Origin of the sequence: Streptomyces sp. NBC_00568 (assembly GCF_026341855.1) — a bacterium.
Classification (GTDB): domain Bacteria; phylum Actinomycetota; class Actinomycetes; order Streptomycetales; family Streptomycetaceae; genus Streptomyces.
In genome coordinates, this window is sequence record NZ_JAPENW010000001.1 from 5,212,481 (window position 1) to 5,236,703 (window position 24,223).

Consider the following 24,223-nt stretch of genomic DNA (forward strand, 5'->3'; position numbering starts at 1 on the left):
CGTGTGAGCGGCAAACCCGAACTCAGGGGGCGGGCCGCGCGGCTCGCGCGGCTCCTTCCGGCCGGCGCCGGGCAGGCCGCCCGCACTCCCTTCGTCCTCCTGGTCGTCCTCCTCCTCGGCGGCGGTCTCATCGGGCTCCTCGTGCTGAACTCGGCGCTCAGCGAAGGGGCGTTCCGCCTCGACGACCTCCAGAAGGACACCAAGAGCCTGACCGACGAGGAGCAGGGCCTCGAGCGGGACGTGGACGCCTACTCCGCCCCCGACGCCCTCCAGCGCCGCGCCCGCGAACTCGGCATGGTCCCCGGCGGCGACCCGGCCTTCCTCGACCCCGACGGCACGGTCAAGGGCGTCCCCGGAGCCGCCGGCCGGCAGTCCGCCGCGCGGGCCCCGATGATCCCCCCGCCCGAGGTCCTCGCCCGGCCCACGAGCCCCGCCGCGGGCCCGGCACCGCGCGCGGCACCCAGTACGGCCTCGGCACCCGCCCCGCGGCAGCCGTCCCCGGGCGCGCACACCACCCGGGCCCCCGCCCCGTCCACACAGCCCTCCACGACCCCCGGCAGGTGACGGAAGTGTCCGACAGGGAACCGCCGCGCCGCCGAGTGCCCGGCCCCGCCAGGCCCGCACGCCCCGGCGGCCGGAGCCGCCCGGGTCCGGGGGGCCGCCCCGTGCGCCGCCCGGCCCCGGCCCGTCCCGACGGCCCGCGCGTCATCCGGCTCGGCAGCCCCCGCCCCCGTCTGCGCATGGTCAGTCTCGCGCTGACGCTGGTGATGATCGCGTTCGTCGTACGGCTGCTCCAGGTACAGGCCGTCGACGCGAGCACCTATACCGCGAAGGCCGAGCAGAACCGGTACGTCGGACGCACACTGGCCGCCGAGCGCGGCGGGATCACCGACCGCGACGGCGTCGAGCTGGCGACGAGCGTGGACGCGTACGACATCACCGCCGACCCGACGATGTTCACGCGCGAGGCCACCAAGGTGGGGGACGCGCCCGAGCAGGCCGCCGCGCTCCTCGGCCCGATCATCGGCCAGGACACGGACACCGTCGCCAGGAAGCTGCGGACGAAGAACACCCGCTACACGCTCCTCGCGCACCGCCGCACCCCCCAGGTCTGGCAGCAGATCAAGGACCTGAAGAGCACCCTCGGGACCAAGGCGGAGACCGACAAGAGCACGGTCAACGTCCTCGCGGGCGTCCTCGCCGTACCGGCCAGCAAGCGCGTGTACCCGAACGGCGATCTCGCCGCCGGGATACTGGGCTGGGTCAACGCCGACGGCAAGGGCGGCGGCGGGATCGAGCAGCAGCTGAACAAGGAGCTCACCGGCAAGGACGGCAAGATCCGCTACGCCCAGTCCGGCGGCCGCCAGGTGCCGACCGTGGGTTCCACCGAGACACCGGCCGTGGCCGGCTCCGACGTCGAGCTGACCATCGACCGGGACATCCAGTGGGCCGCGCAGGACGCCATCAGCGAGCAGGTGAAGAAGTCCCGGGCGGACCGCGGGTACGTGATAGTGCAGGACACCAGGACCGGCGAGATCCTCGCCATGGCCAACTCGCCCGGCTTCGACCCCAACGACCTCACCCAGGCCAACGCCGCGGCCATGGGCAACGCGGCCCTCCAGGACGCGTACGAGCCCGGCTCCACCGCCAAGCTGATGTCCATGGCCGCCGTCCTCCAGGAGAACGTGGCCACCCCCGGCACGCACGTCGTCGTGCCGAACCGGCTGCACCGCGGGGACCGGCTCTTCCAGGACGACATCGACCACACCACCTGGTATCTCACGCTCAACGGGGTGCTCGCCAAGTCCAGCAACATCGGCACCATCCTGGCGACCGGCCAGCTCGGCAAGACCCAGAAGCAGGCGAACCGGGTCCTCTACTCGTACCTGCGCAAGTTCGGCATCGGCAGTCACACCGGGCTCGGCTTCCCCGGTGAGACCGCGGGCATCCTCGCGCCGCCCGACAAGTGGTCGACCTCGCAGCAGTACACGATTCCTTTCGGCCAGGGCGTGTCAATCAACGCGATGCAGGCGGCCTCCGTCTACTCGACGATTGCCAACGGCGGTGTCCGTATCGAGCCGACCCTGGTGCGCGGCACCAAGGGGGCCGACGGTCGCTTCACGCCCGCCGCCGAGCCGAAGAAGACCCGGGTCGTGAGCGAGAGGACGGCGAAGACCCTCGCCCAGATGCTGGAGTCCGTGGTGGACGACGAGCAGGGCACCGGCGCCAAGGCGCGCATCCCCGGCTACCGGGTCGCGGGCAAGACGGGTACGGCAAACCGCGTGGATCCGGCCACCGGCAAGTACCACGGCTACACCTCGTCGTTCGCCGGATTCGCCCCCGCGGACAAGCCCCGGATCACCGTCTACTGCGCGATCCAGAACGCCACGAAGGGCCTGTACTACGGCGGTCAGATCTGCGGACCCGTCTACAAGCAGGTCATGGAGTTCGCCCTGAAGACCCTCCAGGTCCCGCCCACCGGTGCCCACGCGGCCCGTCTGCCCGTCGAATTCACGCCGTGACCGCCTCCGACCGCACACCCTGATCGCCCCCACGCACAACGGACCAGGAACCACTCGTGACAACGATCACCCCGGACCCCGGGAACAACTCCTCCTCGGACGCCGAGCCCGAGCCCTCGCTTCGCCCAGGCGGGGGTGAGCCCGGTACGCTCACCGCCGTGCCACACGCTGATCAGTCCCAAACCACCCAGAAGGGCGTTCCTGTGACATATCCGGGGCCGCCGCGTCCGGTTCACGTCTCCGCCATCCACCTCGCGGAGCTGGCCGATCAGCTGGGCGCCGAGGCGCCGGAGAGCGACGCCGGGGTCACGGGCATCACCCATGACTCCCGCGCGGTGCGACCCGGCGACGTGTACGCCGCCCTGCCCGGGGCCCGTCTGCACGGCGCCGACTTCGTGACCCAGGCGGCCGGCCTCGGCGCGGTCGCCGTACTCACCGACCCGACCGGCGCCGAACGCGCCGCGGCCACCGGTCTGCCCGTCCTCGTCGTAGAGGACCCGCGCGGCTCGATGGGCGAGCTGGCGGCCACCATCTACGGCCACCCGGGGCGCGATCTCCTCCAGATCGGCATCACGGGCACCTCCGGCAAGACCACGACGGCCTACCTCGTCGAGGGCGGCCTGAAGACGGTCCGCTCCACCGGCCTGATCGGCACGGTCGAGATGCGCATCGGCGACGAGCGCATCAAGTCGGAGCGCACCACGCCCGAGGCCACCGACCTGCAGGCCCTGTTCGCCGTCATGCGCGAGCGCGGGGTCGATTCCGTCGCGATGGAGGTCTCCAGCCACGCGCTGGTCCTCGGCCGCGTCGACGGCTGCGTCTTCGACGTCGCCGTCTTCAACAACCTCAGCCCGGAACACATGGAGTTCCACACGGGCATGGAGGACTACTTCCAGGCCAAGGCGCAGCTGTTCACGGCCAGACGCAGCCGGCTCGGCGTCGTCAATCTCGACGACGAGTACGGCCGCCGGCTCAGCGAGGAGGCGACCGTCCCGGTCGTCACCTTCTCCGCCGAGGGCCACCCGGACGCCGACTGGCGCGCCGAGGACGTCGAAGTCGGCCCGATGGACTCGACGTTCACTGCGATCGGCCCCAAGGGTGAGCGGATCACCGCCCGCTCGCCGCTCGCGGGCCCCTTCAACGTGGCGAACACGCTCGCCGCGATCGTCGCGCTCGCGGTCGCCGGCATCGACCCGCAGACCGCCGCGGACGGTATCGCCGCCGTCCCGGGGGTCCCGGGCCGGCTGGAGCGCGTGGACGAGGGCCAGCCGTACCTCGCCGTCGTCGACTACGCCCACAAGACGGACGCCGTCGAATCCGTCCTGCGCGCCCTGCGCAAGGTGACCGAGGGCAAGCTGCACGTGGTGCTCGGCTGCGGCGGAGACCGTGACAGGACCAAGCGGATGCCGATGGGCGCGGCCGTGGCCCGGCTCGCCGACACCGCCGTCCTGACCTCCGACAACCCCCGCTCCGAGGACCCCCTCGCCATCCTCGCCACGATGCTCGCGGGCGCCGCCGAGGTGCCGGCGCACGAGCGCGCCGAGGTCCAGGTCTTCGAGGACCGGGCCGCCGCCATCGCCGCGGCCGTCGCGCGCGCAAAGCCGGGCGACACCGTGCTGGTCGCGGGCAAGGGCCACGAGCAGGGCCAGGACATCGCCGGGGTGGTGCGTCCCTTCGACGACCGCCAGGTGCTTCGCGAAGCTATCCAGAAGACTCAGGGATGAACTTGTGATCGCCCTCTCTCTCGCCGAGATCGCAGCAGTCGTCGGCGGGCAGACGTACGACATACCGGATCCGGCGCTACAGGTCACCGGACCGGTCGTCAGGGACTCCCGTGAAGTGGAGTCCGGCAGTCTCTTCGTCGCCTTCGTCGGCGAACGCGTGGACGGCCACGACTACGCCGAGGCGGTGATCGCAGCCGGCGCGGCCGCCGTTCTGGCGTCCCGCCCCGTCGGCGTGCCCGCCATCGTCGTGGACGACGTGCAGACGGCTCTCGGTGCCCTCGCCCGCCATGTCGTCGAACGGCTCGGCGCGACCCTCGTGGCCCTCACCGGCTCCGCCGGCAAGACCAGCACCAAGGACCTGATCGCCCAGGTGCTGCGGAGCAAGGCGCCGACCGTCTTCACCCCCGGCTCCCTCAACAACGAGATCGGACTGCCGCTCACCGCGCTCAGCGCCACCGAGGAGACCAAGTTCCTCGTGCTGGAGATGGGCGCCCGCGGCATCGGCCACATCCGCTATCTCGCGGACCTCACCCCGCCGAAGATCGGTCTCGTCCTCAACGTCGGCACCGCCCACATCGGCGAGTTCGGCGGCCGCGAGCAGATCGCGCAAGCAAAGGGCGAGCTCGTCGAGAGCCTCCCCGAGGACGGCGCGGCGGTCCTCAACGCCGACGATCCCCTCGTTCGCGCCATGGCTTCCCGTACGAAGGCACGCGTGATCCTCTTCGGAGAGTCCGACGAAGCGGACGTACGGGCCGAGAACGTCCGGCTCACGGAGAACGGACAGCCCGCCTTCAGCCTTCGCACACCCTCCGGGTGCAGTGATGTGACCATGCGCCTGTACGGTGAGCACCACGTGTCGAACGCGCTCGCCGCGGCCGCCGTCGCCCATGAGCTGGGCATGTCCGCAGACGAGATCGCCCGCGCGCTCTCCGAGGCGGGCTCCCTCTCCCGCTGGCGGATGGAGGTCACCGAGCGTCCGGACGGCGTGACGGTCGTCAACGACGCCTACAACGCGAACCCCGAGTCCATGCGAGCCGCCCTGCGCGCGCTCGCGTCGATGGGCAAGGGACGTCGTACGTGGGCGGTGCTCGGTCAGATGGCCGAGCTCGGGGACGAGGCGCTCGCCGAGCACGACGCGGTCGGACGGCTTGCCGTCCGGCTCAATGTCGGCAAGCTCGTCGCGGTCGGGGGCAGGGAAGCGTCCTGGCTGCAACTGGGCGCATATAACGAGGGTTCGTGGGGTGAGGAGTCGGTGCACGTGTCCGACGCACAGGCGGCTGTCGACCTGTTGCGCAGCGAGCTGCGCCCAGGGGACGTCGTGCTCGTGAAGGCGTCCAGGTCCGTCGGGCTGGAACGGGTGGCGCTCGCGCTGCTCGCCGACGGTGCCGAGGGTGAGGTTTCCGCCCGATGATGAAGCAGATCCTGTTCGCGGGAGTCATTGGCCTGTTCCTGACTCTGGTCGGCACTCCGCTGCTGATCAAGCTGCTGGCCCGCAAGGGCTACGGCCAGTACATCCGCGACGACGGCCCGCGCGAGCACCACAGCAAGCGCGGTACGCCGACCATGGGTGGTATCGCCTTCATCCTCGCGACGATCATCGCGTACTTCCTGTCGAAGGTGATCACGGGCTACGCGCCCACGTTCTCGGGCCTGCTGGTGCTCGGCCTGATGGCGGGCATGGGCCTGGTCGGCTTCCTGGACGACTACATCAAGATCGTCAAGCGGCGTTCGCTCGGTCTGCGGGCCAAGGCGAAGATGGCCGGACAGCTGATCGTCGGCATCGCCTTCGCGGTGCTGGCCCTGCAGTTCGCCGACAACCGCAACAACACTCCGGCCTCCACGAAGCTCTCCTTCGTCCAGGACTTCGGCTGGTCCATCGGCCCGGTGCTCTTCGTGGTCTGGGCGCTGTTCATGATCCTCGCCATGTCGAACGGCGTGAACCTGACGGACGGTCTGGACGGCCTCGCCACCGGCGCCGCGACGATGGTCTTCGGCGCCTACACCTTCATCGGTGTCTGGCAGTTCCAGGAGTCCTGCGCCAACGCGACGACCCTGACCAACCCGGGAGCCTGCTACGAGGTACGCGACCCGCTCGACCTCGCGGTCGTCGCCGCCGCCCTCATGGGCGCCTGCTTCGGCTTCCTGTGGTGGAACACCTCGCCGGCCAAGATCTTCATGGGCGACACCGGTTCGCTGGCCCTCGGCGGCGCGCTCGCCGGCCTCGCGATCTGCTCCCGCACGGAGATCCTGGTCGCCCTGCTCGGCGGCCTCTTCGTCCTCATCACCATGTCGGTGGTCATCCAGGTCGGCTCCTTCAAGCTGACCGGGAAGCGTGTCTTCCGCATGGCACCGCTCCAACACCACTTCGAACTCAAGGGGTGGTCCGAAGTCCTTGTGGTGGTCCGCTTCTGGATCATCCAGGGCATGTGCGTGATCGTCGGACTCGGCCTCTTCTACGCAGGATGGGCAGCCAAGAAGTGACCAACTGGCAGGGGAAGAACGTCACCGTCGCCGGCCTCGGCGTCTCGGGCATCCCGGCGGCCAAGGTCCTGCACGGCCTCGGCGCGGTCGTCACGGTCGTCAACGACGGTGACGACGACCGGGCCCGGGCGCAGGCCGCGGAGCTGGAGGCGCTCGGCGTCACCGTGCGCCTCGGTGACGGCGCGACCCTGCCCGAGGGCACCGAGCTCATCGTGACCGCGCCCGGCTGGCAGCCGGACAAGCCGCTGTTCGCCGCGGCCGCCGCGGCGGGCGTCCCGGTCTGGGGCGACGTCGAACTCGCCTGGCGGCTGCGGGAGCAGGACGGCCGGAAGGCCGCGCCCTGGCTCGCGGTCACCGGCACCAACGGCAAGACCACGACCGTCCAGATGCTCGCCTCCATCCTGAAGGCGGCGGGCCTGCGCACGGCGGCCGTCGGCAACATCGGCGTCTCGCTCCTCGACGCGGTCCTCGGCGAGGAGCAGTACGACGTCCTCGCCGTCGAACTCTCCAGCTACCAGCTCCACTGGGCGCCCTCGCTGCGCGCCCACTCCGCGGCCGTACTGAACCTCGCGCCCGATCATCTCGACTGGCACGGCTCGATGGAGGCGTACGCCGCCGACAAGGGCCGCATCTACGAAGGCAATCGGGTCGCCTGCGTCTACAACGTGGCCGACAAGGCCACCGAGGACCTGGTGCGCGCCGCGGACGTCGAGGAGGGCTGCCGGGCCGTCGGCTTCACTCTCGGCGCTCCGGGGCCCTCCCAACTCGGCGTGGTGGACGGCATCCTGGTCGACCGCGCCTTCGTCGAGAACCGGCAGAAGAACGCCCAGGAGCTGGCGGAGGTCTCCGACGTCCGTCCGCCCGCCCCGCACAACATCGCCAACGCCCTTGCCGCGGCGGCCCTCGCGCGTGCCTACGGGGTGCCCGCGCGGGCCGTACGGGACGGGTTGCGGGCCTTCACCCCGGACGCGCACCGCATCGCGCACGTCGCCGATGTCGGCCGGGTCGCCTACATCGACGACTCCAAGGCCACCAACACGCATGCCGCGGAAGCCTCCTTGGCGGCCTACGAGTCGATCGTGTGGATCGCGGGCGGGCTCGCCAAGGGCGCGACCTTCGACGAGCTGGTCGCCAAGTCGGCCAAGCGGCTCCGGGGCGTCGTCCTGATCGGCGCGGACCGCGCGCTGATCCGCGAAGCCCTGGCGCGACACGCCCCTGAAGTACCCGTCGTCGACCTCGACCGGACCGACACTGGGGCGATGCTCGCGGCTGTCCGGGAGGCCGAGCGGCTCGCCGAGCCCGGGGACACGGTGCTGCTGGCCCCGGCCTGTGCGTCCATGGACATGTTCGCCAACTACAACAAGCGCGGTGACGCGTTCGCGGAGGCGGTCCGCGAACTCGGCGCCTGACCCGGCCGCCTCGCCGGGCGAACCTGGGAGGGACGGACGCGTGACATCGTTGTGGCCCGGAGACGCCGATGCCGACTAGCCGTACCGGCCGACCTCCCGTGCAGCGGGCCGGCCGGCGGCCCGTCGCCCGGGTGTCGCGCGACAATCCCGTACGCCGCCTCTTCATCCGCGCCCGCAAGGCCTGGGACCGGCCGCTGACCGCGTACTACCTGATCCTCGGCGGCAGCCTGCTGATCACCGTGCTGGGGCTCGTGATGGTCTACTCGGCCTCGCAGATCACGGCGCTCCAGCTGTCCCTGCCCGGTTCGTACTTCTTCCGCAAGCAGTTCCTGGCGGCCCTGATCGGCGGCGTGCTGATGCTGGCCGCCTCGCGGATGCCGGTGAAGCTGCACCGCGCGCTGGCCTACCCGATACTGGCGGGTGCCGTGTTCCTGATGGCCCTGGTCCAGGTGCCCGGGATAGGAGTCGCGGTCAACGGCAACCAGAACTGGATCTCCCTCGGCGGCTCGTTCCAGATCCAGCCCAGCGAGTTCGGCAAGCTCGCCCTCGTGCTGTGGGGCGCCGATCTGCTCGCCCGCAAGCAGGACAAGCGGCTGCTGACCCAGTGGAAGCACATGCTGGTGCCGCTCGTCCCCGTCGCCTTCATGCTGCTCGGCCTGATCATGCTCGGCGGCGACATGGGCACGGCGATCATCCTCACGGCGATCCTGTTCGGGCTGCTGTGGCTGGCCGGAGCACCCACCCGGCTGTTCGTCGGCGTGCTGTCCATCGCCGTGGCGATCGGCTTCACCCTCATCAAGACGAGCCCCAACCGCATGTCCAGGCTGGCCTGCATCGGGGCGACCGAGCCGGGGCCGCACGACACCTGCTGGCAGGCCGTGCACGGCATCTACGCCCTCGCCTCCGGCGGTCTCTTCGGTTCCGGTCTCGGCGCCAGTGTGGAGAAATGGGGCCAACTGCCCGAAGCGCACACCGACTTCATCTTCGCCATCACCGGGGAGGAACTGGGCCTCGCGGGGACGCTGTCGGTACTCGCCCTCTTCGCGGCTCTAGGCTATGCGGGTATCCGCGTGGCCGGACGCACGGAGGACCCCTTCGTGAGGTATGCCGCGGGAGGCGTGACCACCTGGATCACGGCGCAGGCCGTGATCAACATCGGTGCGGTGCTCGGTCTGCTGCCGATCGCCGGTGTCCCGCTCCCGCTGTTCTCCTACGGGGGCTCCGCCCTGCTGCCGACCATGTTCGCCATCGGGTTGCTGATCGCCTTCGCGCGTGACGACCCCGCTGCGCGGGCGGCACTCGCGATGCGGCAACCCCGCTTTGGCAGAAGGCGGGGTGCGGTGAGAGAGTCCGCAAGGGCCGGGGGGCCCCGGAGATGGAACACGATGCGACGGCGTGCCTCGGCGGCGCGTTCGTCCGGAGAGCGGTGAATTTCGGTGCATGTCGTACTCGCCGGCGGGGGGACCGCCGGCCACATCGAGCCCGCGCTCGCCCTCGCGGATGCCCTGCGCAGGCAGGACCCGACCGTGGGGATCACGGCCCTGGGCACAGAACGCGGACTCGAGACGCGGCTCGTACCCGAGCGCGGCTACGAACTCGCGCTGATCCCCGCGGTGCCGCTGCCGCGCAAGCCCACCCCCGAGCTGATCACCGTCCCCGGACGGCTGCGCGGCACGATCAAGGCTGCCGAGCAGATCATGGAACGCACCAAGGCGGACGCGGTCGTCGGCTTCGGCGGCTACGTGGCCCTGCCCGGCTACCTGGCGGCCAAGCGCCTGGGCGTGCCGATCATCGTCCACGAGGCCAATGCCCGCCCCGGCCTCGCCAACAAGATCGGATCGCGGTACGCGGCCCAGGTGGCCGTCTCCACACCCGACAGCAAGCTCCGCGGGGCCCGTTACATCGGCATCCCGCTGCGCCGCTCCATCGCCACCCTCGACCGGGCCGCCGTACGGCCCGAGGCGCGCGCCGCGTTCGGGCTCGACCCGAACCTGCCGACCCTCCTGGTGTCGGGCGGCTCGCAGGGCGCCCGCCGCCTCAACGAGGTGGTCCAGCAGGCGGCTCCGTACCTTCAGCAGGCCGGAATCCAGATCCTGCACGCGGTCGGCCCGAAGAACGAACTGCCGCAGGTGCATCAGATGCCGGGGATGCCCCCGTACATCCCGGTACCGTACGTGGACCGGATGGATCTCGCGTACGCCGCGGCCGACATGATGCTCTGCCGCGCGGGCGCGATGACCGTCGCCGAACTCTCCGCCGTCGGACTGCCCGCCGCCTACGTCCCGCTGCCCATCGGCAACGGCGAACAGCGGCTGAACGCCCAGCCGCTGGTCAAGGCCGGCGGCGGACTGCTGGTCGACGACGCGGAGCTGACCCCGCAGTGGGTGCAGCAGAACGTGCTGCCCGTTCTCGCCGACCCGCACCGGCTGTACGAGATGTCGCGTGCCGCCAGCGAGTTCGGCCGCCGGGACGCCGACGACCTGCTCGTCGCGATGGTGTACGAGGCGATCGCCTCGCGCCACCGCTAGGACCGTATGAGGGAAGGCAGGGAGCGTGGCCGGACCGACGACCGCCGAGCGCGGTGAACGGCAGAAGCTGGAGTCAGGCCCGCCCCGGCCGCCCTTTCTCGGGCGGCTCCGCCGCCCTCATAGGCTCATCATCCTTTTGACCGCCGTGGTGTTGGCGGGCGCCGCCGCGGTGTGGATCCTCTACGGCTCGCCATGGCTGCGCGTGGAGCGCGTATCGACCTCCGGGACGCGGGTGCTGACGGCCGGGCAGGTGGAGGAAGCGGCCGATGTTCCGGTCGGATCCCCGTTGATGTCCATCGACACGGAGGCGATCGAGGCGCGATTGCGCGGGAAATTGCCCCGAATTGACTCGGTTGACGTCGTCCGATCCTGGCCGCACGGAATCGGTCTCAAAGTGACCGAACGTACCCCGGTCCTGATTGTCGAAAAGGGCGCAAAGTTCGTCGAAGTGGACGCCAAGGGCGTGCGGTTCGCGACCGTTTCCGATGCCCCGAAGGGTGTGCCGGTACTGGAATTGACGGTTTCGCGGCCCGCCGTTCTGCGCCGCTTCCCCGCCGACCGGCTGGTGCGTGAGGCGGTGCGGATCGCCGGGGACATTCCGGACTCCGTCGCCCGCGACACCCGTACCGTCAAGGTCCGTTCCTACGACGCCGTCTCGCTGGAGTTGAGGGGCGGCCGGACCGTCGAGTGGGGCAGCGGCGAGAAGGGCCGCGCGAAGGCCAGGACGCTCCTTGCTCTCATGAAAGCCGATCCCGAGGCCCGGCACTTCGACGTAAGTGCCCCCACAGCCCCCGCCTCATCGGGCAGTTGACTCGCATCAGCGCAGGCCAGCACCCTGGTTGGGCAGTGCTGCGCCTGATCACATAGGGTGAAAAGAAAAACGGGAGGTTCGGCGTGTTCGTTGAACGTGCGCCACTTGTCGACTTAGTGTCCTGTTCGGAAGAGTCCAAGGAACAGACACACTGGTAACCCTAAACTTCAGCGTTAGGGTTCGGGTCGGCGTTCGGACCGTCCCATTCGGCATCAGTCGTCGGATCGCGACCGTGCGAGGCGACGACACGTAACTCGAGGCGAGAGGCCTTCGACGTGGCAGCACCGCAGAACTACCTCGCAGTCATCAAAGTCATCGGTGTCGGCGGCGGTGGTGTCAATGCCATCAACCGGATGATCGAGGTCGGTCTCAAGGGCGTCGAGTTCATCGCCATCAACACCGACGCTCAGGCGCTGTTGATGAGCGACGCCGACGTCAAGCTCGACGTCGGCCGGGAACTCACCCGCGGCCTCGGGGCCGGAGCCAACCCGGCAGTCGGCCGCAAGGCCGCCGAGGACCACCGCGAGGAGATCGAGGAGGTCCTCAAGGGGGCCGACATGGTCTTCGTGACGGCCGGCGAGGGTGGCGGCACCGGCACCGGCGGCGCGCCCGTCGTGGCCAACATCGCCCGCTCCCTGGGCGCCCTCACCATCGGCGTGGTCACCCGCCCGTTCACCTTCGAGGGCCGGCGCCGCGCCAACCAGGCGGAGGACGGCATCGCGGAACTCCGCGAAGAGGTCGACACCCTCATCGTCATCCCGAACGACCGGCTGCTGTCCATCTCGGACCGCCAGGTCTCGGTCCTCGACGCCTTCAAGTCGGCGGACCAGGTCCTGCTCTCCGGTGTTCAGGGCATCACCGACCTCATCACCACGCCCGGCCTGATCAACCTCGACTTCGCCGACGTGAAGTCCGTGATGTCCGAGGCCGGTTCGGCCCTCATGGGCATCGGCTCGGCCCGCGGCGACGACCGCGCGGTGGCGGCGGCCGAGATGGCGATCTCCTCGCCGCTCCTCGAGGCCTCCATCGACGGCGCCCGCGGCGTCCTGCTCTCCATCTCCGGCGGCTCCGACCTCGGCCTGTTCGAGATCAACGAAGCCGCCCAGCTGGTCAGCGAGGCCGCGCACCCCGAGGCCAACATCATCTTCGGCGCGGTCATCGACGACGCCCTGGGCGACGAGGTGCGCGTCACCGTCATCGCCGCCGGCTTCGACGGCGGCCAGCCGCCGGCCAAGCGGGACAACGTCCTCGGATCGACCTCGGCCCGACGCGAGGAGCCCGCTCCGGCGCGCCAGACCGAGAGCCGCCCGTCCTTCGGGTCGCTCGGTAGCGTCACCCCGAAGGAGACCGCCCCGGAGCCCGCTCCGGAGCCGGTCAGCGAACTGCCGGTGTCCCCGCCGGTCCCGCCGTCCCGCTCCTACTCGGACAGCGCGGCCGAGGAACTGGACGTGCCGGACTTCCTGAAGTGATAGGACATCGCTCCGAAACGAGCACCGCGAGCGGCGCCCACTTCGCCTTCACCGACAGGTGGGGCGGGGTGAGCGCCGTTCCGTACGAGGAGCTCAACCTCGGCGGAGCGGTCGGCGACGACCCCGACGCCGTACGCACCAACCGGGAACTGGCGGCCAAGTCGCTCGGGCTCGATCCGGCCCGGGTCGTCTGGATGAACCAGGTGCACGGACCGGACGTGGCGGTCGTCGAGGAGCCGTGGGGCTCCCCGGACATCCCGTCCGTCGACGCGATCGTCACGGCACGGCGGGGGCTCGCGCTCGCCGTCCTCACCGCCGACTGCACGCCCGTCCTCCTCGCCGACCCCGTCGCCGGGGTGGCGGCCGCCGCCCACGCGGGACGGCCCGGCATGGTCGCCGGGGTGGTGCCCGCGGCCGTACGGGCCATGGTGGAACTCGGCGCCGATCCGGCCAGGATCGTCGCCCGCACCGGACCCGCGGTCTGCGGACGGTGCTACGAGGTGCCGGACGCGATGCGCGCCGAGGTCGCCGCCGTCGAGCCCGCGGCCTACGCCGAGACCACGTGGGGGACGCCCGCGGTCGACGTGACCGCCGGAGTGCACGCGCAGTTGGAACGGCTCGGAGTGCGTGACCGGGAGCAGTCGCCGGTGTGCACGCTCGAATCGGGGGACCACTTCTCGTACCGACGGGACCGCACCACCGGGCGGCTCGCGGGCTATGTCTGGCTGGACTGATGGGGCATGACAGACCGTAAGGCTCAACTCGCCGCGAATCTGGCGAAAGTGGAAGAGCGCATCACGGCGGCGTGCACCGCCGCCGGGCGCAAGCGCGAAGAGGTGACCCTGATCGTGGTCACCAAGACCTACCCCGCGAGCGATGTGCGGATCCTGTCGGAACTCGGTGTGCGGCATGTCGCCGAGAACCGGGACCAGGACGCGGCACCGAAGGCCGCGGAGTGCTCGGACCTGCCCCTGTTGTGGCACTTTGTCGGGCAATTGCAGACCAACAAGGTGCGTTCCGTGGTCGGTTACGCGGGTGTCGTGCAGTCGGTCGACCGCTCCAGGCTCGTCGCGGCCCTCTCGAAGGAAGCGGTGCGGGCGGAGCGTGAGGTGGGGTGCCTCATCCAGGTCGCGCTGGACGCGCAGGAGCGCGGCCGGGGTGAGCGGGGAGGTGTGGGGGTCGGCGGAATCGAGGAGTTGGCCGACCTTGTCGCGGGGGCCCCCGGGCTCCGGCTCGACGGGCTGATGACCGTCGCTCCGCTCACCGGTGAGTACGCGGGGCGGCAACAGGCGGCGTTCGAGCGGCTGATGGATTTGTCGACTGCCGTGCGCCGGACTCATCCGGCTGCGAACATGGTCTCGGCAGGGATGAGCTCGGACCTCGAACAGGCCGTGGCGGCCGGAGCGACACATGTACGCGTCGGTACTGCGGTACTCGGAGTCCGACCCAGCCTCGGGTAACGTCGCCAAGAAGTCGGACCACAGCAGAAAATATGGTCATTTCCGCCAAAGGCGGGCATAACGACCTCGTGGATCGCGGGCACTTGGCAATTCGTCAGCCGATCCACCACAGAGCGGAGGACTCAGAGCATGGCCGGCGCGATGCGCAAGATGGCGGTCTACCTCGGCCTCGTGGAGGACGATGGGTACGACGGCAGGGGATTCGACCCCGACGACGACTTCGAGCCCGAGCTCGACCCCGAGCCCGAGCGGGACCGGCGACGGCATGAGCCGTCGCACCAGTCACATCAGGCGCACCAGTCCCAACGGGACGAATCGGTACGAGTGGTACAGCCCCCGGCGCCGCGTGACCCCGTGCCGCATTCCGCTTCGCTCGCCGCGGAGTCCGGGCGTCCGGCACGCATCGCCCCCGTGGCGTCCATCACACAAGAACGTCAAAGCCTGGAGAAGAACGCCCCGGTGATCATGCCCAAGGTCGTGTCGGAACGAGAGCCGTACCGGATCACCACGCTGCACCCCCGGACCTACAACGAGGCCCGTACCATCGGGGAACACTTCCGTGAGGGCACCCCGGTGATCATGAACCTGACGGAGATGGATGACACGGATGCGAAGCGACTTGTCGACTTCGCGGCCGGTTTGGTGTTCGGTCTCCACGGCAGCATCGAGCGGGTGACGCAGAAGGTGTTCCTGTTGTCGCCTGCTAACGTCGATGTCACGGCGGAGGACAAGGCCCGCATCGCAGAGGGCGGGTTCTTCAACCAGAGCTGAGACGCAGGACCGGGAACACCGCATGGGAAACAGGGGAGAGGGACGCACGGATCATGAGCGTGGTCGGGCAGGTCTTCTACATCGCGCTGATGTGCTTCCTCATCGTGCTGATTTTCCGGTTGGTCATGGACTACGTCTTCCAGTTCGCCCGCTCATGGCAACCCGGCAAGGCGATGGTGGTCGTTCTGGAGGCCACCTACACTGTCACCGATCCACCGCTCAAGCTTCTGCGGCGGTTCATTCCGCCGCTGCGTCTCGGGGGCGTGGCGCTTGACCTGTCCTTCTTCGTACTGATGATCATCGTCTTCATCCTGATCAGGCTTACGCAGAGCATGATGTGAGCGATGTGAACGATACGGTCTTGCCGAATGCCGACGACTACGTTGAGGTGAAGAGATGCCGTTGACCCCCGAGGACGTGCGGAACAAACAGTTCACGACCGTCCGCCTCCGAGAAGGCTATGACGAGGACGAGGTCGATGCCTTCCTCGACGAGGTCGAAGCCGAACTGACTCGCCTGCTCCGCGAGAACGAGGACCTGCGCGCCAAGCTGGCCGCTGCCACGCGCGCGGCCGCGCAGAACCAGCAGCAGCAGGGTATGCGCAAGCCGCCCGAGCAGCAGGACCAGCAGGGCCCGCCGCAGGGTATGCGAGGCCCGGGCGCCCCCGTGCCCGCCGGGATATCGGGTCCGCCGCAGGGTATGGGCGGCCCCATGGGAGGCCCGCCCCAGCTGCCCAGCGGTGCGCCGCAGCTGCCCGCCGGCCCCAGCGGCCAGGGTGGCCAGCAGGGTCAGGGTCCGATGGGCCAGGGCCCCATGGGGCAGGGTCCGATGGGGCAGGGTCCGATGGGCCAGGGCCCCATGGGTCAGGGTCCGATGGGTCAGGGTCCGATGGGGCAGGGCCCCATGGGGCAGGGTCCGATGGGTCAGGGTCCCGGTCAGATGCAGCAGATGCAGCAGATGGGTGGCCCGATGGGCGGACCCATGGGTGGCCCCATGGGCGGCCACGGCCAGCAGATGCCGCAGCAGGGCCCCGGTGGCGACAGCGCCGCGCGTGTCCTCTCGCTGGCCCAGCAGACCGCCGACCAGGCGATCGCCGAGGCCCGCTCCGAGGCCAACAAGATCGTCGGTGAGGCCCGCAGCCGCGCCGAGGGTCTGGAGCGCGACGCCCGTGCCAAGGCCGACGCCCTGGAGCGGGACGCGCAGGAGAAGCACCGCGTCGCGATGGGCTCCCTGGAGTCCGCCCGCGCCACGCTGGAGCGCAAGGTCGAGGACCTGCGCGGCTTCGAGCGCGAGTACCGCACGCGTCTGAAGTCTTACCTGGAGTCGCAGCTGCGCCAGCTGGAGACGCAGGCGGACGACTCGCTCGCCCCGCCGCGCACTCCGGCCACGGCGTCCCTGCCGTCGTCCTCCGCGCCCTCCATGGCTCCCGCGGGTGCCGGTGCGCCGTCCTACGGCGGCAACCAGGGCATGGGTGGCCCGACGCAGGCCCCGCCGTCCTACGGTGGGCAGCAGCAGATGTCGCCCGCGATGACCCAGCCGATGGCTCCGGTGCGGCCCCAGGGCCCGTCGCCGATGCAGCAGGCGCCCTCGCCGATGCGCGGGTTCCTCATCGACGAGGACGACAACTGACGGCCATGAGCACGCCTTAGGCGTCGGCAGCGTTCAGGGCGGGGCCCCCGGATTCCGGGGGCCCCGCCCTTTTGTGCGGTCCCTGCCCCTTGCGCGGCCCCTCGTGCGGCCTCCTGTGCGGTCGCGGAGCGCTTGTACGGGGTACGCAACGCCGAAGGCCCGGGGCCACCAGGAATCCTGGTGGCCCCGGGCCTTCGGTACGGGTGCGCCGGTCCTCGTTACGCCTTGCGGAGGCGGAACACCAGGGACAGGCCCTCGTCCGTGAAGGGCTCCCCGAAGGTGCCGTCGGCCTCGCCCTGGGCGAAGTCCGTGGCGAGGACCTCGTCGGCGATCAGACCGGCGTGCTCGCCGAGTGCCGCGATGACCGCCGGGTCCGTGGAGGTCCAGCGGAGCGCGATGCGGTCGGCGACGTCCAGGCCGCTGTTCTTGCGGGCCTCCTGGATCAGCCGGATCGCGTCACGGGCGAGGCCCGCCCGGCGCAGCTCCTCGGTGATCTCCAGGTCGAGGGCGACGGTAGCGCCGGAGTCGGAGGCCACCGACCAGCCCTCGCGCGGGGTCTCCGTGATGATGACCTCGTCCGGGGCCAGCGTCACGGTCTCACCGTCGACCTCGACCGACGCGGTGCCCTCGCGCAGGGCGAGGGACAGGGCGGCGGCATCGGTCTCGGCGATGGCCTTCGCCACATTCTGGACGCCCTTGCCGAAGCGCTTGCCCAGCGCGCGGAAGTTCGCCTTCGCCGTCGTGTCGACCAGTGAGCCGCCGACCTCGGAGAGTGAGGCGAGCGAACTCACATTCAGCTCCTCGGTGATCTGCGCGTGCAGCTCGGGGTCGAGGGTCCCGAAGCCGGTCGCCGCGATCAGCGCGCGGGACAGCGGCTGGCGGGTCTTGACGCCCGACTCCGCGCGCGTGGCGCGGCCGAGCTCGACGAGACGGCGGACCAGCACCATCTGGCGCGACAGCTCCGGGTCGATGGCCGAGAGGTCCGCCTCCGGCCAGGTCGACAGGTGCACGGACTCGGGGGCGTCCGGGGAGACCGGGACGACCAGGTCCTGCCAGACCCGCTCGGTGATGAACGGGGTCAGCGGGGCCATCAGCCGGGTGACCGTCTCCACGACCTCGTGCAGCGTGCGCAGCGCGGCCTTGTCGCCCTGCCAGAAGCGGCGGCGGGAGCGGCGGACGTACCAGTTCGAGAGGTCGTCGACGAAGGCCGACAGGAGCTTTCCGGCACGCTGGGTGTCGTAGGCCTCCAGAGCCTGCGTCACCTGGTCGGTGAGCGCGTGGAGTTCGGACAGGAGCCAGCGGTCCAGCACCGGGCGGTCGGCCGGGGCCGGATCGGCCGCGCTGGGCGCCCAGTTGGTGGTGCGGGCGTACAACGCCTGGAAGGCGACGGTGTTCCAGTAGGTGAGGAGCGTCTTGCGGACGACCTCCTGGATCGTGCCGTGGCCCACGCGCCGGGCCGCCCACGGGGAGCCGCCGGCAGCCATGAACCAGCGCACCGCGTCGGCGCCGTGCTGGTCCATCAGCGGGATCGGCTGGAGGATGTTGCCCAGGTGCTTGGACATTTTGCGGCCGTCCTCGGCGAGGATGTGGCCGAGGCACACGACGTTCTCGTACGAGGACTTGTCGAAGACCAGGGTGCCGACGGCCATCAGCGTGTAGAACCAGCCGCGTGTCTGGTCGATGGCCTCGGAGATGAACTGCGCCGGGTAGCGGCTCTCGAAGATCTCCTTGTTCTTGTACGGGTAGCCCCACTGCGCGAACGGCATCGAGCCCGAGTCGTACCAGGCGTCGATGACCTCCGGGACGCGGGTCGCCGTCAGGCCGCAGCCGTCCTGCGGGCACGGGAAGGTGACCGCGTCGATGTAGGGGCGGTGCGGGTCCAGGTCGGACTGGTCGGTGCCGGTCAGCTCGGACAGTTCCGCGCGCGAGCCGACACAGGTGAGGTGGCCCTCCTCGCACGTCCAGAGCGGGAGCGGGGTGCCCCAGTAACGGCTGCGCGAGAGCGCCCAGTCGATGTTGTTGTTCAGCCAGTCGCCGAAGCGGCCGTGCTTGACCGACTCCGGGAACCAGTTGGTGTCCTCGTTCTCCTGGAGGAGACGGTCCTTGACGGCGGTGGTGCGGATGTACCAGGACGGCTGCGCGTAGTACAGCAGCGCGGTGTGGCAGCGCCAGCAGTGCGGGTAGCTGTGCTCGTACGGCACGTGCTTGAGGAGCAGGCCGCGGTTCTGCAGGTCCTCGGTGAGCTTTTCGTCCGCCTTCTTGAAGAAGACACCGCCCACGAGCGGGACGCTCTCCTCGAAGGTGCCGTTCGGACGGATCGGGTTCACGACCGGGAGGCCGTAGGCGCGGCAGACCTTGAGGTCGTCCTCACCGAAGGCGGGGGACTGGTGGACCAGACCCGTGCCGTCCTCGGTCGTCACGTACTCGGCGTTGACCACGAAGTGGGCGGGCTCGGGGAACTCGACGAGCTCGAACGGACGTTGATACGTCCAGCGCTCCATCTCGGCACCCGTGAAGGACTCGCCCGTGGTCTCCCAGCCCTCGCCGAGCGCCTTCTCGACGAGCGGCCGCGCGACGACGAGCTGCTCCTCGCCGTTCGTCACGACGACATAGGTGACGTCCGGGTGCGCGGCGACCGCGGTGTTGGAGACCAGCGTCCACGGCGTGGTCGTCCACACCAGGAGCGCGGCCCGGCCGGCCAGCGGACCGGAGGTGAGCGGGAAACGGACGTACACGGAGGGGTCGACGATCGTCTCGTAGCCCTGGGCCAGCTCGTGGTCCGAGAGGCCCGTCTCGTCGCGCGGGCACCAGGGCGCCACGCGGTAGTCCTGGACCAGCAGGCCCTTGTTGAAGATCTCCTTGAGCGACCACCAGACGGACTCGATGTACTCGGGGTCCATGGTCCGGTAGGCGTCGTCCAGGTCGACCCAGTAGCCCATGCGGTTCGTCAGCTCGGTGAACGCGTCGGTGTGGCGGGTCACGGACTGGCGGCACCGGTCGTTGAACTCGGCGATGCCGTACGCCTCGATGTCCTGCTTGCCGGTGAAGCCGAGCTCCTTCTCGACCGCCAGCTCCACCGGGAGGCCGTGGCAGTCCCAGCCGGCCTTGCGGCCCACGTGGTAGCCGCGCATGGTGCGGAAGCGCGGGAAGACGTCCTTGAAGACGCGCGCCTCGATGTGGTGGGCGCCCGGCATGCCATTGGCGGTGGGCGGGCCTTCGTAGAACACCCATTCCGGCCGGCCCTCGGACTGCTCAAGGCTCTTGGCGAAGATCTTCTGCTCGCGCCAGAAGTCGAGCACGGCGTGCTCGAGGGCGGGCAGGTCGACCTGGGCGGGCACCTGGCGGTACGTCGGCGCTGTCATCGGCGAGCTTCCTCCAACGGACTTTCTGCCTTCCGTCGGAGGGACGAGAGCCGTGTTGCTACGGACGCCGTGTGCGGCGCGCTCCCGCGGTACCACCCTCCTTGGCTCCCCGGTGCGCCGTTCGCACCAGTGAGCCCCCTCATTGGGGTCGCGATGCCGGGTCTACTGGCCCCTGAGGGGTGTTCTGCCGGCGGCTCCGGGGTGATCTTCGCGTCGCGCTCGCCCCCGGGCTTCCACCGTCCCCGGGTCGCTCCTGGCCGCGTACGCCGCTACTCGTCCCCATCCATGCTTCTCGCTCCGCCCAGTGTACGGCGCCCCGGGGACAGCGGCCGACCGGTTTTCCGGGGCGCGGCCGTGGCCTGCGCGGTGACCCGAATGGCGAGGCGCACGCGTCCGGATCCCGGGACGCCGGGCCCGGCGGATTACCCGGCGGGGAGCTGGGCACAACGCATGCAGGCTTGCCGCGCGGGGCTCGCGAGGCGGGCGAATCGTGGGCGTGCCCCGTTGCCGCGGGTCAGAAGTCGATTTATCGTCCCAGCACGATTCGCGAGCAAGATCACAATATGTGAAGGGGCCGCGGCCATGGTGGCGAAGAAGACCGCCGTACAGCAGTCGGCGTCCGGCAGATCCACCGGTGCGGCGGCCAAGGACGTGGGTGGGAAGAAGACCGCACAGGGGGGTCCCGCGACGGGCGAGGCGAAGCCGGTGAAGACGACCTCCAGGACCACGGATCCGGCCGGGAAGGCGCCGCCCACGAAGACGGCGAGCAAGCCGGCCGGAACAGTCGACAAGGCCGTCGACGGTCCCGTCGACAAGATCGTCGACGGGACGGCGAGCGGGACGGCCACCAGGAAACCGGCCTCTTCGAAGGCCGCGGAGACCTCGAAGGCCGCGGAGGCCGAGGCCGGCGCTTCGAAGGGGGCCGCTTCTGAGGCGGCGTCCTCGAAGACGGCCGACACGACAGCGGCGTCCCCGGGCACCGCGTCCGCGAAATCCGCCTCCACGAAGGCGGCGGCCAAGAAGACCACCGCCAAGAAGGCCACCGCGAAGAAGGCGGCGGCAGCGGCGACGAAGCCGGTGTCCAGGAAGTCCGCGGCCAAGAAGAGCGCCGGCACGGCGAGGAAGAGCACCAGTACGGCCAAGAAGACGGCCGCTTCCGCGGCCCAGGGTGCGGCCGAGGCCGCGAAGACGACGGGAGCCACGACGGTGGTTGCGAAGAAGACCCCTGGCACGGCCACGGCCGCGAAGAAGGCCACCGCGGTCCCCAAGGCGCGGCTCGCCGCGGTGGAGCCCGGCGAGCTCGCGGTGCGCCCGGGCGAGGACCCCTGGACCCCGGAGGAGGTCGGGGCGGCCCGCGCGGAACTCCAGTCGGAGGCTCTCCGGCTGCGCACCGAGATCTCGTCGTCCGAGGAGGCTCTCGCGGGCCTGATGCGGGACTCCGGCGACGGCGCGGGCGACGACCAGGCGGACACCGGCACGAAGAACATCACACGCGAACACGAGATGGCACTCAACTCGAACGCGCGCGAAACGCTGGAACAGACCGAGCACGCCCTGGACCGCCTCGACGCGGGCACCTACGGGCTCTGCGAGAACTGCGGCGACCCCATCGGCAAGGCCCGCATGCAGGCGTTCCCGCGCGCCACCCTGTGCGTGGAGTGCAAGCAGAAGCAGGAGCGCAGGCACTGAACCGCGGGCGGCGGGCGGAGCGCCACCGCCTCGCGGTGCGCGCGTGCTCCTGACCACAGGAGCCGAGGGGGGTGTGCCGTACCCTCGTCCTCAGTCAGGAACCTAGGTCGAGGGACTCACTCACGTGGCAGAGGCGGAGCGCATCATCGGTACGCCGGACATCTCAGGGGCGGCGGGAGCCGAGCCGGGGAAGTCCGACGGGAACGCGGCGGCGTCGGGTGACCGGTCCGGCGCGGACGGGGCGGCCCCGTCCGAGCGGCCCAGGGGCAGGCGCAGGATCGCCGTGCTCTTCACGGTGGCCGTGCTGGCGTACGCCCTCGATCTCATCAGCAAGATGATCGTGGTGGCGAAGCTGGAGCACCACGACTCGATCGAGATCATCGGGGACTGGCTGAAGTTCGAGGCGATCCGCAACGCGGGCGCGGCCTTCGGCTTCGGCGAGGCGTTCACGATCATCTTCACGGTGATCGCCGCGGCGGTGATCGTCGTCATCGCCCGGCTCGCCCGCAAGCTCTACAGCGTGCCGTGGGCCATCGCCCTGGGCCTGCTGCTGGGTGGTGCGCTCGGCAACCTGACCGACCGGATCTTCCGCTCGCCCGGCGTCTTCGAGGGCGCGGTCGTGGACTTCATCGCGCCCAAGCACTTCGCCGTCTTCAACCTCGCCGACTCGGCGATCGTCTGCGGCGGCATCCTGATCGTGCTGCTGTCCTTCCGGGGCCTCGACCCGGACGGCACGGTCCACAAGGACTGACGTACGGGCCGCCCGGCCGGGCGGTCACGGCAGCGCAGGGGGCCGCCGGGCGGCCTCCACGGGCACTGGCGTTCGGGCTGTGGTCCGGCGGTGTCCGAGCCGTCCGGCATACTCGACGGGTGAGTACCGTTCCCGAGATCCGCACCCTGCCCGTGCCCGACGGCCTGGAGGGCGAGCGCGTCGACGCCGCCATCTCCCGCATGTTGGGCTTCTCCCGTACCAAGGCCGCAGAGCTCGCCGCGGCGGGGAAGGTCACGGTCGACGGCTCGGTGGTGGGCAAGTCCGAGCGGGTGCACGGCGGCTCCTGGCTCGAAGTGGAGATGCCGCAGGCCCCCGCGCCCGTGCAGATCGTCGCCGAGCCCGTCGAGGGCATGGAGATCGTGTACGACGACGACGACGTGGTCGTGATCATCAAGCCCGTCGGCGTGGCGGCGCACCCCAGCCCGGGCTGGTCCGGCCAGACCGTCATCGGCGGTCTCGCGGCCGCCGGCTACCGGATCTCGACCTCCGGCGCCGCCGAGCGCCAGGGCATCGTGCACCGCCTCGACGTGGGCACCTCGGGCCTGATGGCCGTCGCCAAGTCGGAGCGCGCGTACACGTCGCTCAAGCGCCAGTTCAAGGAGCGCACGGTCGACAAGCGCTACCACGCGCTCGTTCAGGGCCACCCGGACCCGACCAGCGGCACCATCGACGCGCCCATCGGACGCCACCCGAACCACGACTACAAGTGGGCGGTCACGGCCGAGGGCAAGCCCTCCGTCACGCACTACGACCTCATCGAGGCGTTCCGCGCCGCCTCCCTGCTCGACATCAAGCTGGAGACCGGGCGCACCCACCAGATCCGCGTCCACATGGCGGCCCACCGGCACCCGTGCGTCGGCGACCTGACCTACGGCGCGGACCCCACACTCGCCAAGCGCCTCGGCCTCACCCGCCAGTGGCTGCACGCCGTGCGGCTCGGCTTCGAGCACCCCGCGGACGGACGGTGGGTGGAGCTCGAGAGCGACTACCCCGAGGACCTTCAGGCCGCACTCGACAAGGTCCGTGAGGAGAGCTACGCGTGAGCGGTGGCTCGGACGGGGCGGCGGGCGCCTCCCCAGCGGTGCGGGACGGCGCGTACGAGGTGCGGGTGGCCGAGGACGCCGCCGACCGTGAGGCCTGTTTCTCCGTGCGCAAGGACGTCTTCGTCGGTGAGCAGGGTGTCCCGGAGGACATCGAGTACGACGCGTACGACCCCGGCGCCCTGCACGTGCTGGCGGTCCGCGACGACGGCCTGCCGCTCGGCACCGGGCGCCTCCTCGAGGGGGAGGCGGCCGCGGCGAAGGTCGGCGGGGATCCGGCCGTCGGCTCGCTCGGACGGCTCGCCGTGACGCGCGAGGCACGCGGGCTCGGCGTCGGCGCCGCGCTCGTCGGAGCCATCGAGGACGCGGCACGCGCGCGCGGCCTGGCCGCCGTGGACCTGCACGCGCAGACCCACGCGCTGGGGTTCTACGAGCGGCTCGGGTACGTGGCGTACGGACCGGAGTTCCCGGACGCCGGAATGCCGCACCGCGCGATGCGCAAGGCTCTGTGAACGGGGATTGCCGTAAGGGCGTGGCACGCTTGAGGTCTGGTTCG

Annotated in this window: 20 protein-coding genes; 19 read left to right on the plus strand and 1 reads right to left on the minus strand. The window is 70.5% G+C overall.

Going from position 1 to position 24,223, the window contains the following annotated elements; translation table 11 throughout:
* Nucleotides 1–3 precede the first annotated feature (3 nt).
* From OOK38_RS22595 to OOK38_RS22665, 15 genes are all read left to right on the plus strand, one after another.
* Complete coding sequence (locus OOK38_RS22595) at nt 4–564, plus strand: hypothetical protein (RefSeq protein WP_266848753.1); 561 nt, start codon at nt 4–6, stop codon at nt 562–564.
* 5 nt (nt 565–569) lie between these two features.
* Nucleotides 570–2,522, plus strand: a complete 1,953-nt coding sequence (locus OOK38_RS22600) for a penicillin-binding protein 2 (RefSeq protein WP_323178821.1) — start codon at nt 570–572, stop codon at nt 2,520–2,522.
* A gap of 203 nt (nt 2,523–2,725) precedes the next feature.
* On the plus strand, nt 2,726–4,246 hold the full coding sequence (locus OOK38_RS22605) for a UDP-N-acetylmuramoyl-L-alanyl-D-glutamate--2,6-diaminopimelate ligase (RefSeq protein ID WP_266765639.1): 1,521 nt from the start codon (nt 2,726–2,728) through the stop codon (nt 4,244–4,246).
* A gap of 4 nt (nt 4,247–4,250) precedes the next feature.
* Complete coding sequence (gene murF, locus OOK38_RS22610; protein WP_266757784.1) at nt 4,251–5,657, plus strand: UDP-N-acetylmuramoyl-tripeptide--D-alanyl-D-alanine ligase; 1,407 nt, start codon at nt 4,251–4,253, stop codon at nt 5,655–5,657.
* Nucleotides 5,654–6,727 carry a phospho-N-acetylmuramoyl-pentapeptide-transferase gene (gene mraY, locus OOK38_RS22615; protein WP_266757782.1) on the plus strand — a complete coding sequence of 358 codons (1,074 nt, stop codon included), beginning with the start codon at nt 5,654–5,656 and terminating at the stop codon, nt 6,725–6,727. Before murF ends, mraY begins: the two co-directional genes overlap by 4 nt.
* Nucleotides 6,709–8,136 (plus strand): UDP-N-acetylmuramoyl-L-alanine--D-glutamate ligase, encoded by a 1,428-nt coding sequence (gene murD / locus OOK38_RS22620; RefSeq protein ID WP_266757780.1) that lies wholly within the window; start codon nt 6,709–6,711, stop codon nt 8,134–8,136. The genes mraY and murD overlap by 19 nt, the downstream gene beginning before the upstream one ends.
* A 68-nt stretch (nt 8,137–8,204) precedes the next feature.
* The gene (gene ftsW / locus OOK38_RS22625) at nt 8,205–9,566 is read left to right on the plus strand and encodes a putative lipid II flippase FtsW (RefSeq protein ID WP_266757778.1); all 1,362 of its coding nucleotides are present in this window, start codon (nt 8,205–8,207) and stop codon (nt 9,564–9,566) included.
* A gap of 6 nt (nt 9,567–9,572) precedes the next feature.
* A complete protein-coding gene (murG, locus tag OOK38_RS22630) occupies nt 9,573–10,664 on the plus strand; it encodes an undecaprenyldiphospho-muramoylpentapeptide beta-N-acetylglucosaminyltransferase (RefSeq protein WP_266757776.1) in 1,092 nt (363 codons plus the stop codon).
* 25 nt (nt 10,665–10,689) lie between these two features.
* The gene (locus OOK38_RS22635; RefSeq protein ID WP_266757774.1) at nt 10,690–11,475 is read left to right on the plus strand and encodes a cell division protein FtsQ/DivIB; all 786 of its coding nucleotides are present in this window, start codon (nt 10,690–10,692) and stop codon (nt 11,473–11,475) included.
* 275 nt (nt 11,476–11,750) lie between these two features.
* A complete protein-coding gene (gene ftsZ / locus OOK38_RS22640) occupies nt 11,751–12,944 on the plus strand; it encodes a cell division protein FtsZ (protein WP_266757772.1) in 1,194 nt (397 codons plus the stop codon).
* Nucleotides 12,941–13,678 carry a peptidoglycan editing factor PgeF gene (pgeF, locus tag OOK38_RS22645; RefSeq protein WP_266757770.1) on the plus strand — a complete coding sequence of 246 codons (738 nt, stop codon included), beginning with the start codon at nt 12,941–12,943 and terminating at the stop codon, nt 13,676–13,678. The genes ftsZ and pgeF overlap by 4 nt, the downstream gene beginning before the upstream one ends.
* A gap of 6 nt (nt 13,679–13,684) precedes the next feature.
* Entirely contained in the window at nt 13,685–14,404 is a 720-nt protein-coding gene (locus tag OOK38_RS22650; RefSeq protein WP_266757768.1) for a YggS family pyridoxal phosphate-dependent enzyme, read from the plus strand.
* Between the two features lie 129 nt (nt 14,405–14,533).
* Nucleotides 14,534–15,175: a cell division protein SepF gene (locus OOK38_RS22655; RefSeq protein ID WP_266757766.1), complete on the plus strand. Its 642-nt coding sequence runs from the start codon at nt 14,534–14,536 to the stop codon at nt 15,173–15,175.
* Nucleotides 15,176–15,228: 53 nt separating this feature from the next.
* Complete coding sequence (locus OOK38_RS22660; protein WP_266757765.1) at nt 15,229–15,516, plus strand: YggT family protein; 288 nt, start codon at nt 15,229–15,231, stop codon at nt 15,514–15,516.
* 55 nt (nt 15,517–15,571) lie between these two features.
* The gene (locus OOK38_RS22665; protein ID WP_266757763.1) at nt 15,572–16,804 is read left to right on the plus strand and encodes a DivIVA domain-containing protein; all 1,233 of its coding nucleotides are present in this window, start codon (nt 15,572–15,574) and stop codon (nt 16,802–16,804) included.
* 218 nt (nt 16,805–17,022) lie between these two features.
* On the opposite strand, the gene ileS is transcribed toward OOK38_RS22665, so the two are convergent.
* A complete protein-coding gene (gene ileS, locus OOK38_RS22670) occupies nt 17,023–20,166 on the minus strand; it encodes an isoleucine--tRNA ligase (RefSeq protein WP_266757761.1) in 3,144 nt (1,047 codons plus the stop codon).
* A gap of 582 nt (nt 20,167–20,748) precedes the next feature.
* Here ileS and OOK38_RS22675 point away from each other — a divergent pair.
* The 4 genes from OOK38_RS22675 (at nt 20,749) to OOK38_RS22690 (ending at nt 24,179) form a co-directional block, all read left to right on the plus strand.
* Nucleotides 20,749–21,855 carry a TraR/DksA C4-type zinc finger protein gene (locus OOK38_RS22675; protein WP_266757759.1) on the plus strand — a complete coding sequence of 369 codons (1,107 nt, stop codon included), beginning with the start codon at nt 20,749–20,751 and terminating at the stop codon, nt 21,853–21,855.
* Nucleotides 21,856–21,979: 124 nt separating this feature from the next.
* Nucleotides 21,980–22,606: a signal peptidase II gene (lspA, locus tag OOK38_RS22680; RefSeq protein WP_266757757.1), complete on the plus strand. Its 627-nt coding sequence runs from the start codon at nt 21,980–21,982 to the stop codon at nt 22,604–22,606.
* Nucleotides 22,607–22,725: 119 nt separating this feature from the next.
* Nucleotides 22,726–23,670 carry an RluA family pseudouridine synthase gene (locus tag OOK38_RS22685; RefSeq protein WP_266757755.1) on the plus strand — a complete coding sequence of 315 codons (945 nt, stop codon included), beginning with the start codon at nt 22,726–22,728 and terminating at the stop codon, nt 23,668–23,670.
* A 38-nt stretch (nt 23,671–23,708) separates the two neighbouring features.
* Complete coding sequence (locus tag OOK38_RS22690) at nt 23,709–24,179, plus strand: GNAT family N-acetyltransferase (RefSeq protein ID WP_266765638.1); 471 nt, start codon at nt 23,709–23,711, stop codon at nt 24,177–24,179.
* Nucleotides 24,180–24,223 lie beyond the last annotated feature (44 nt).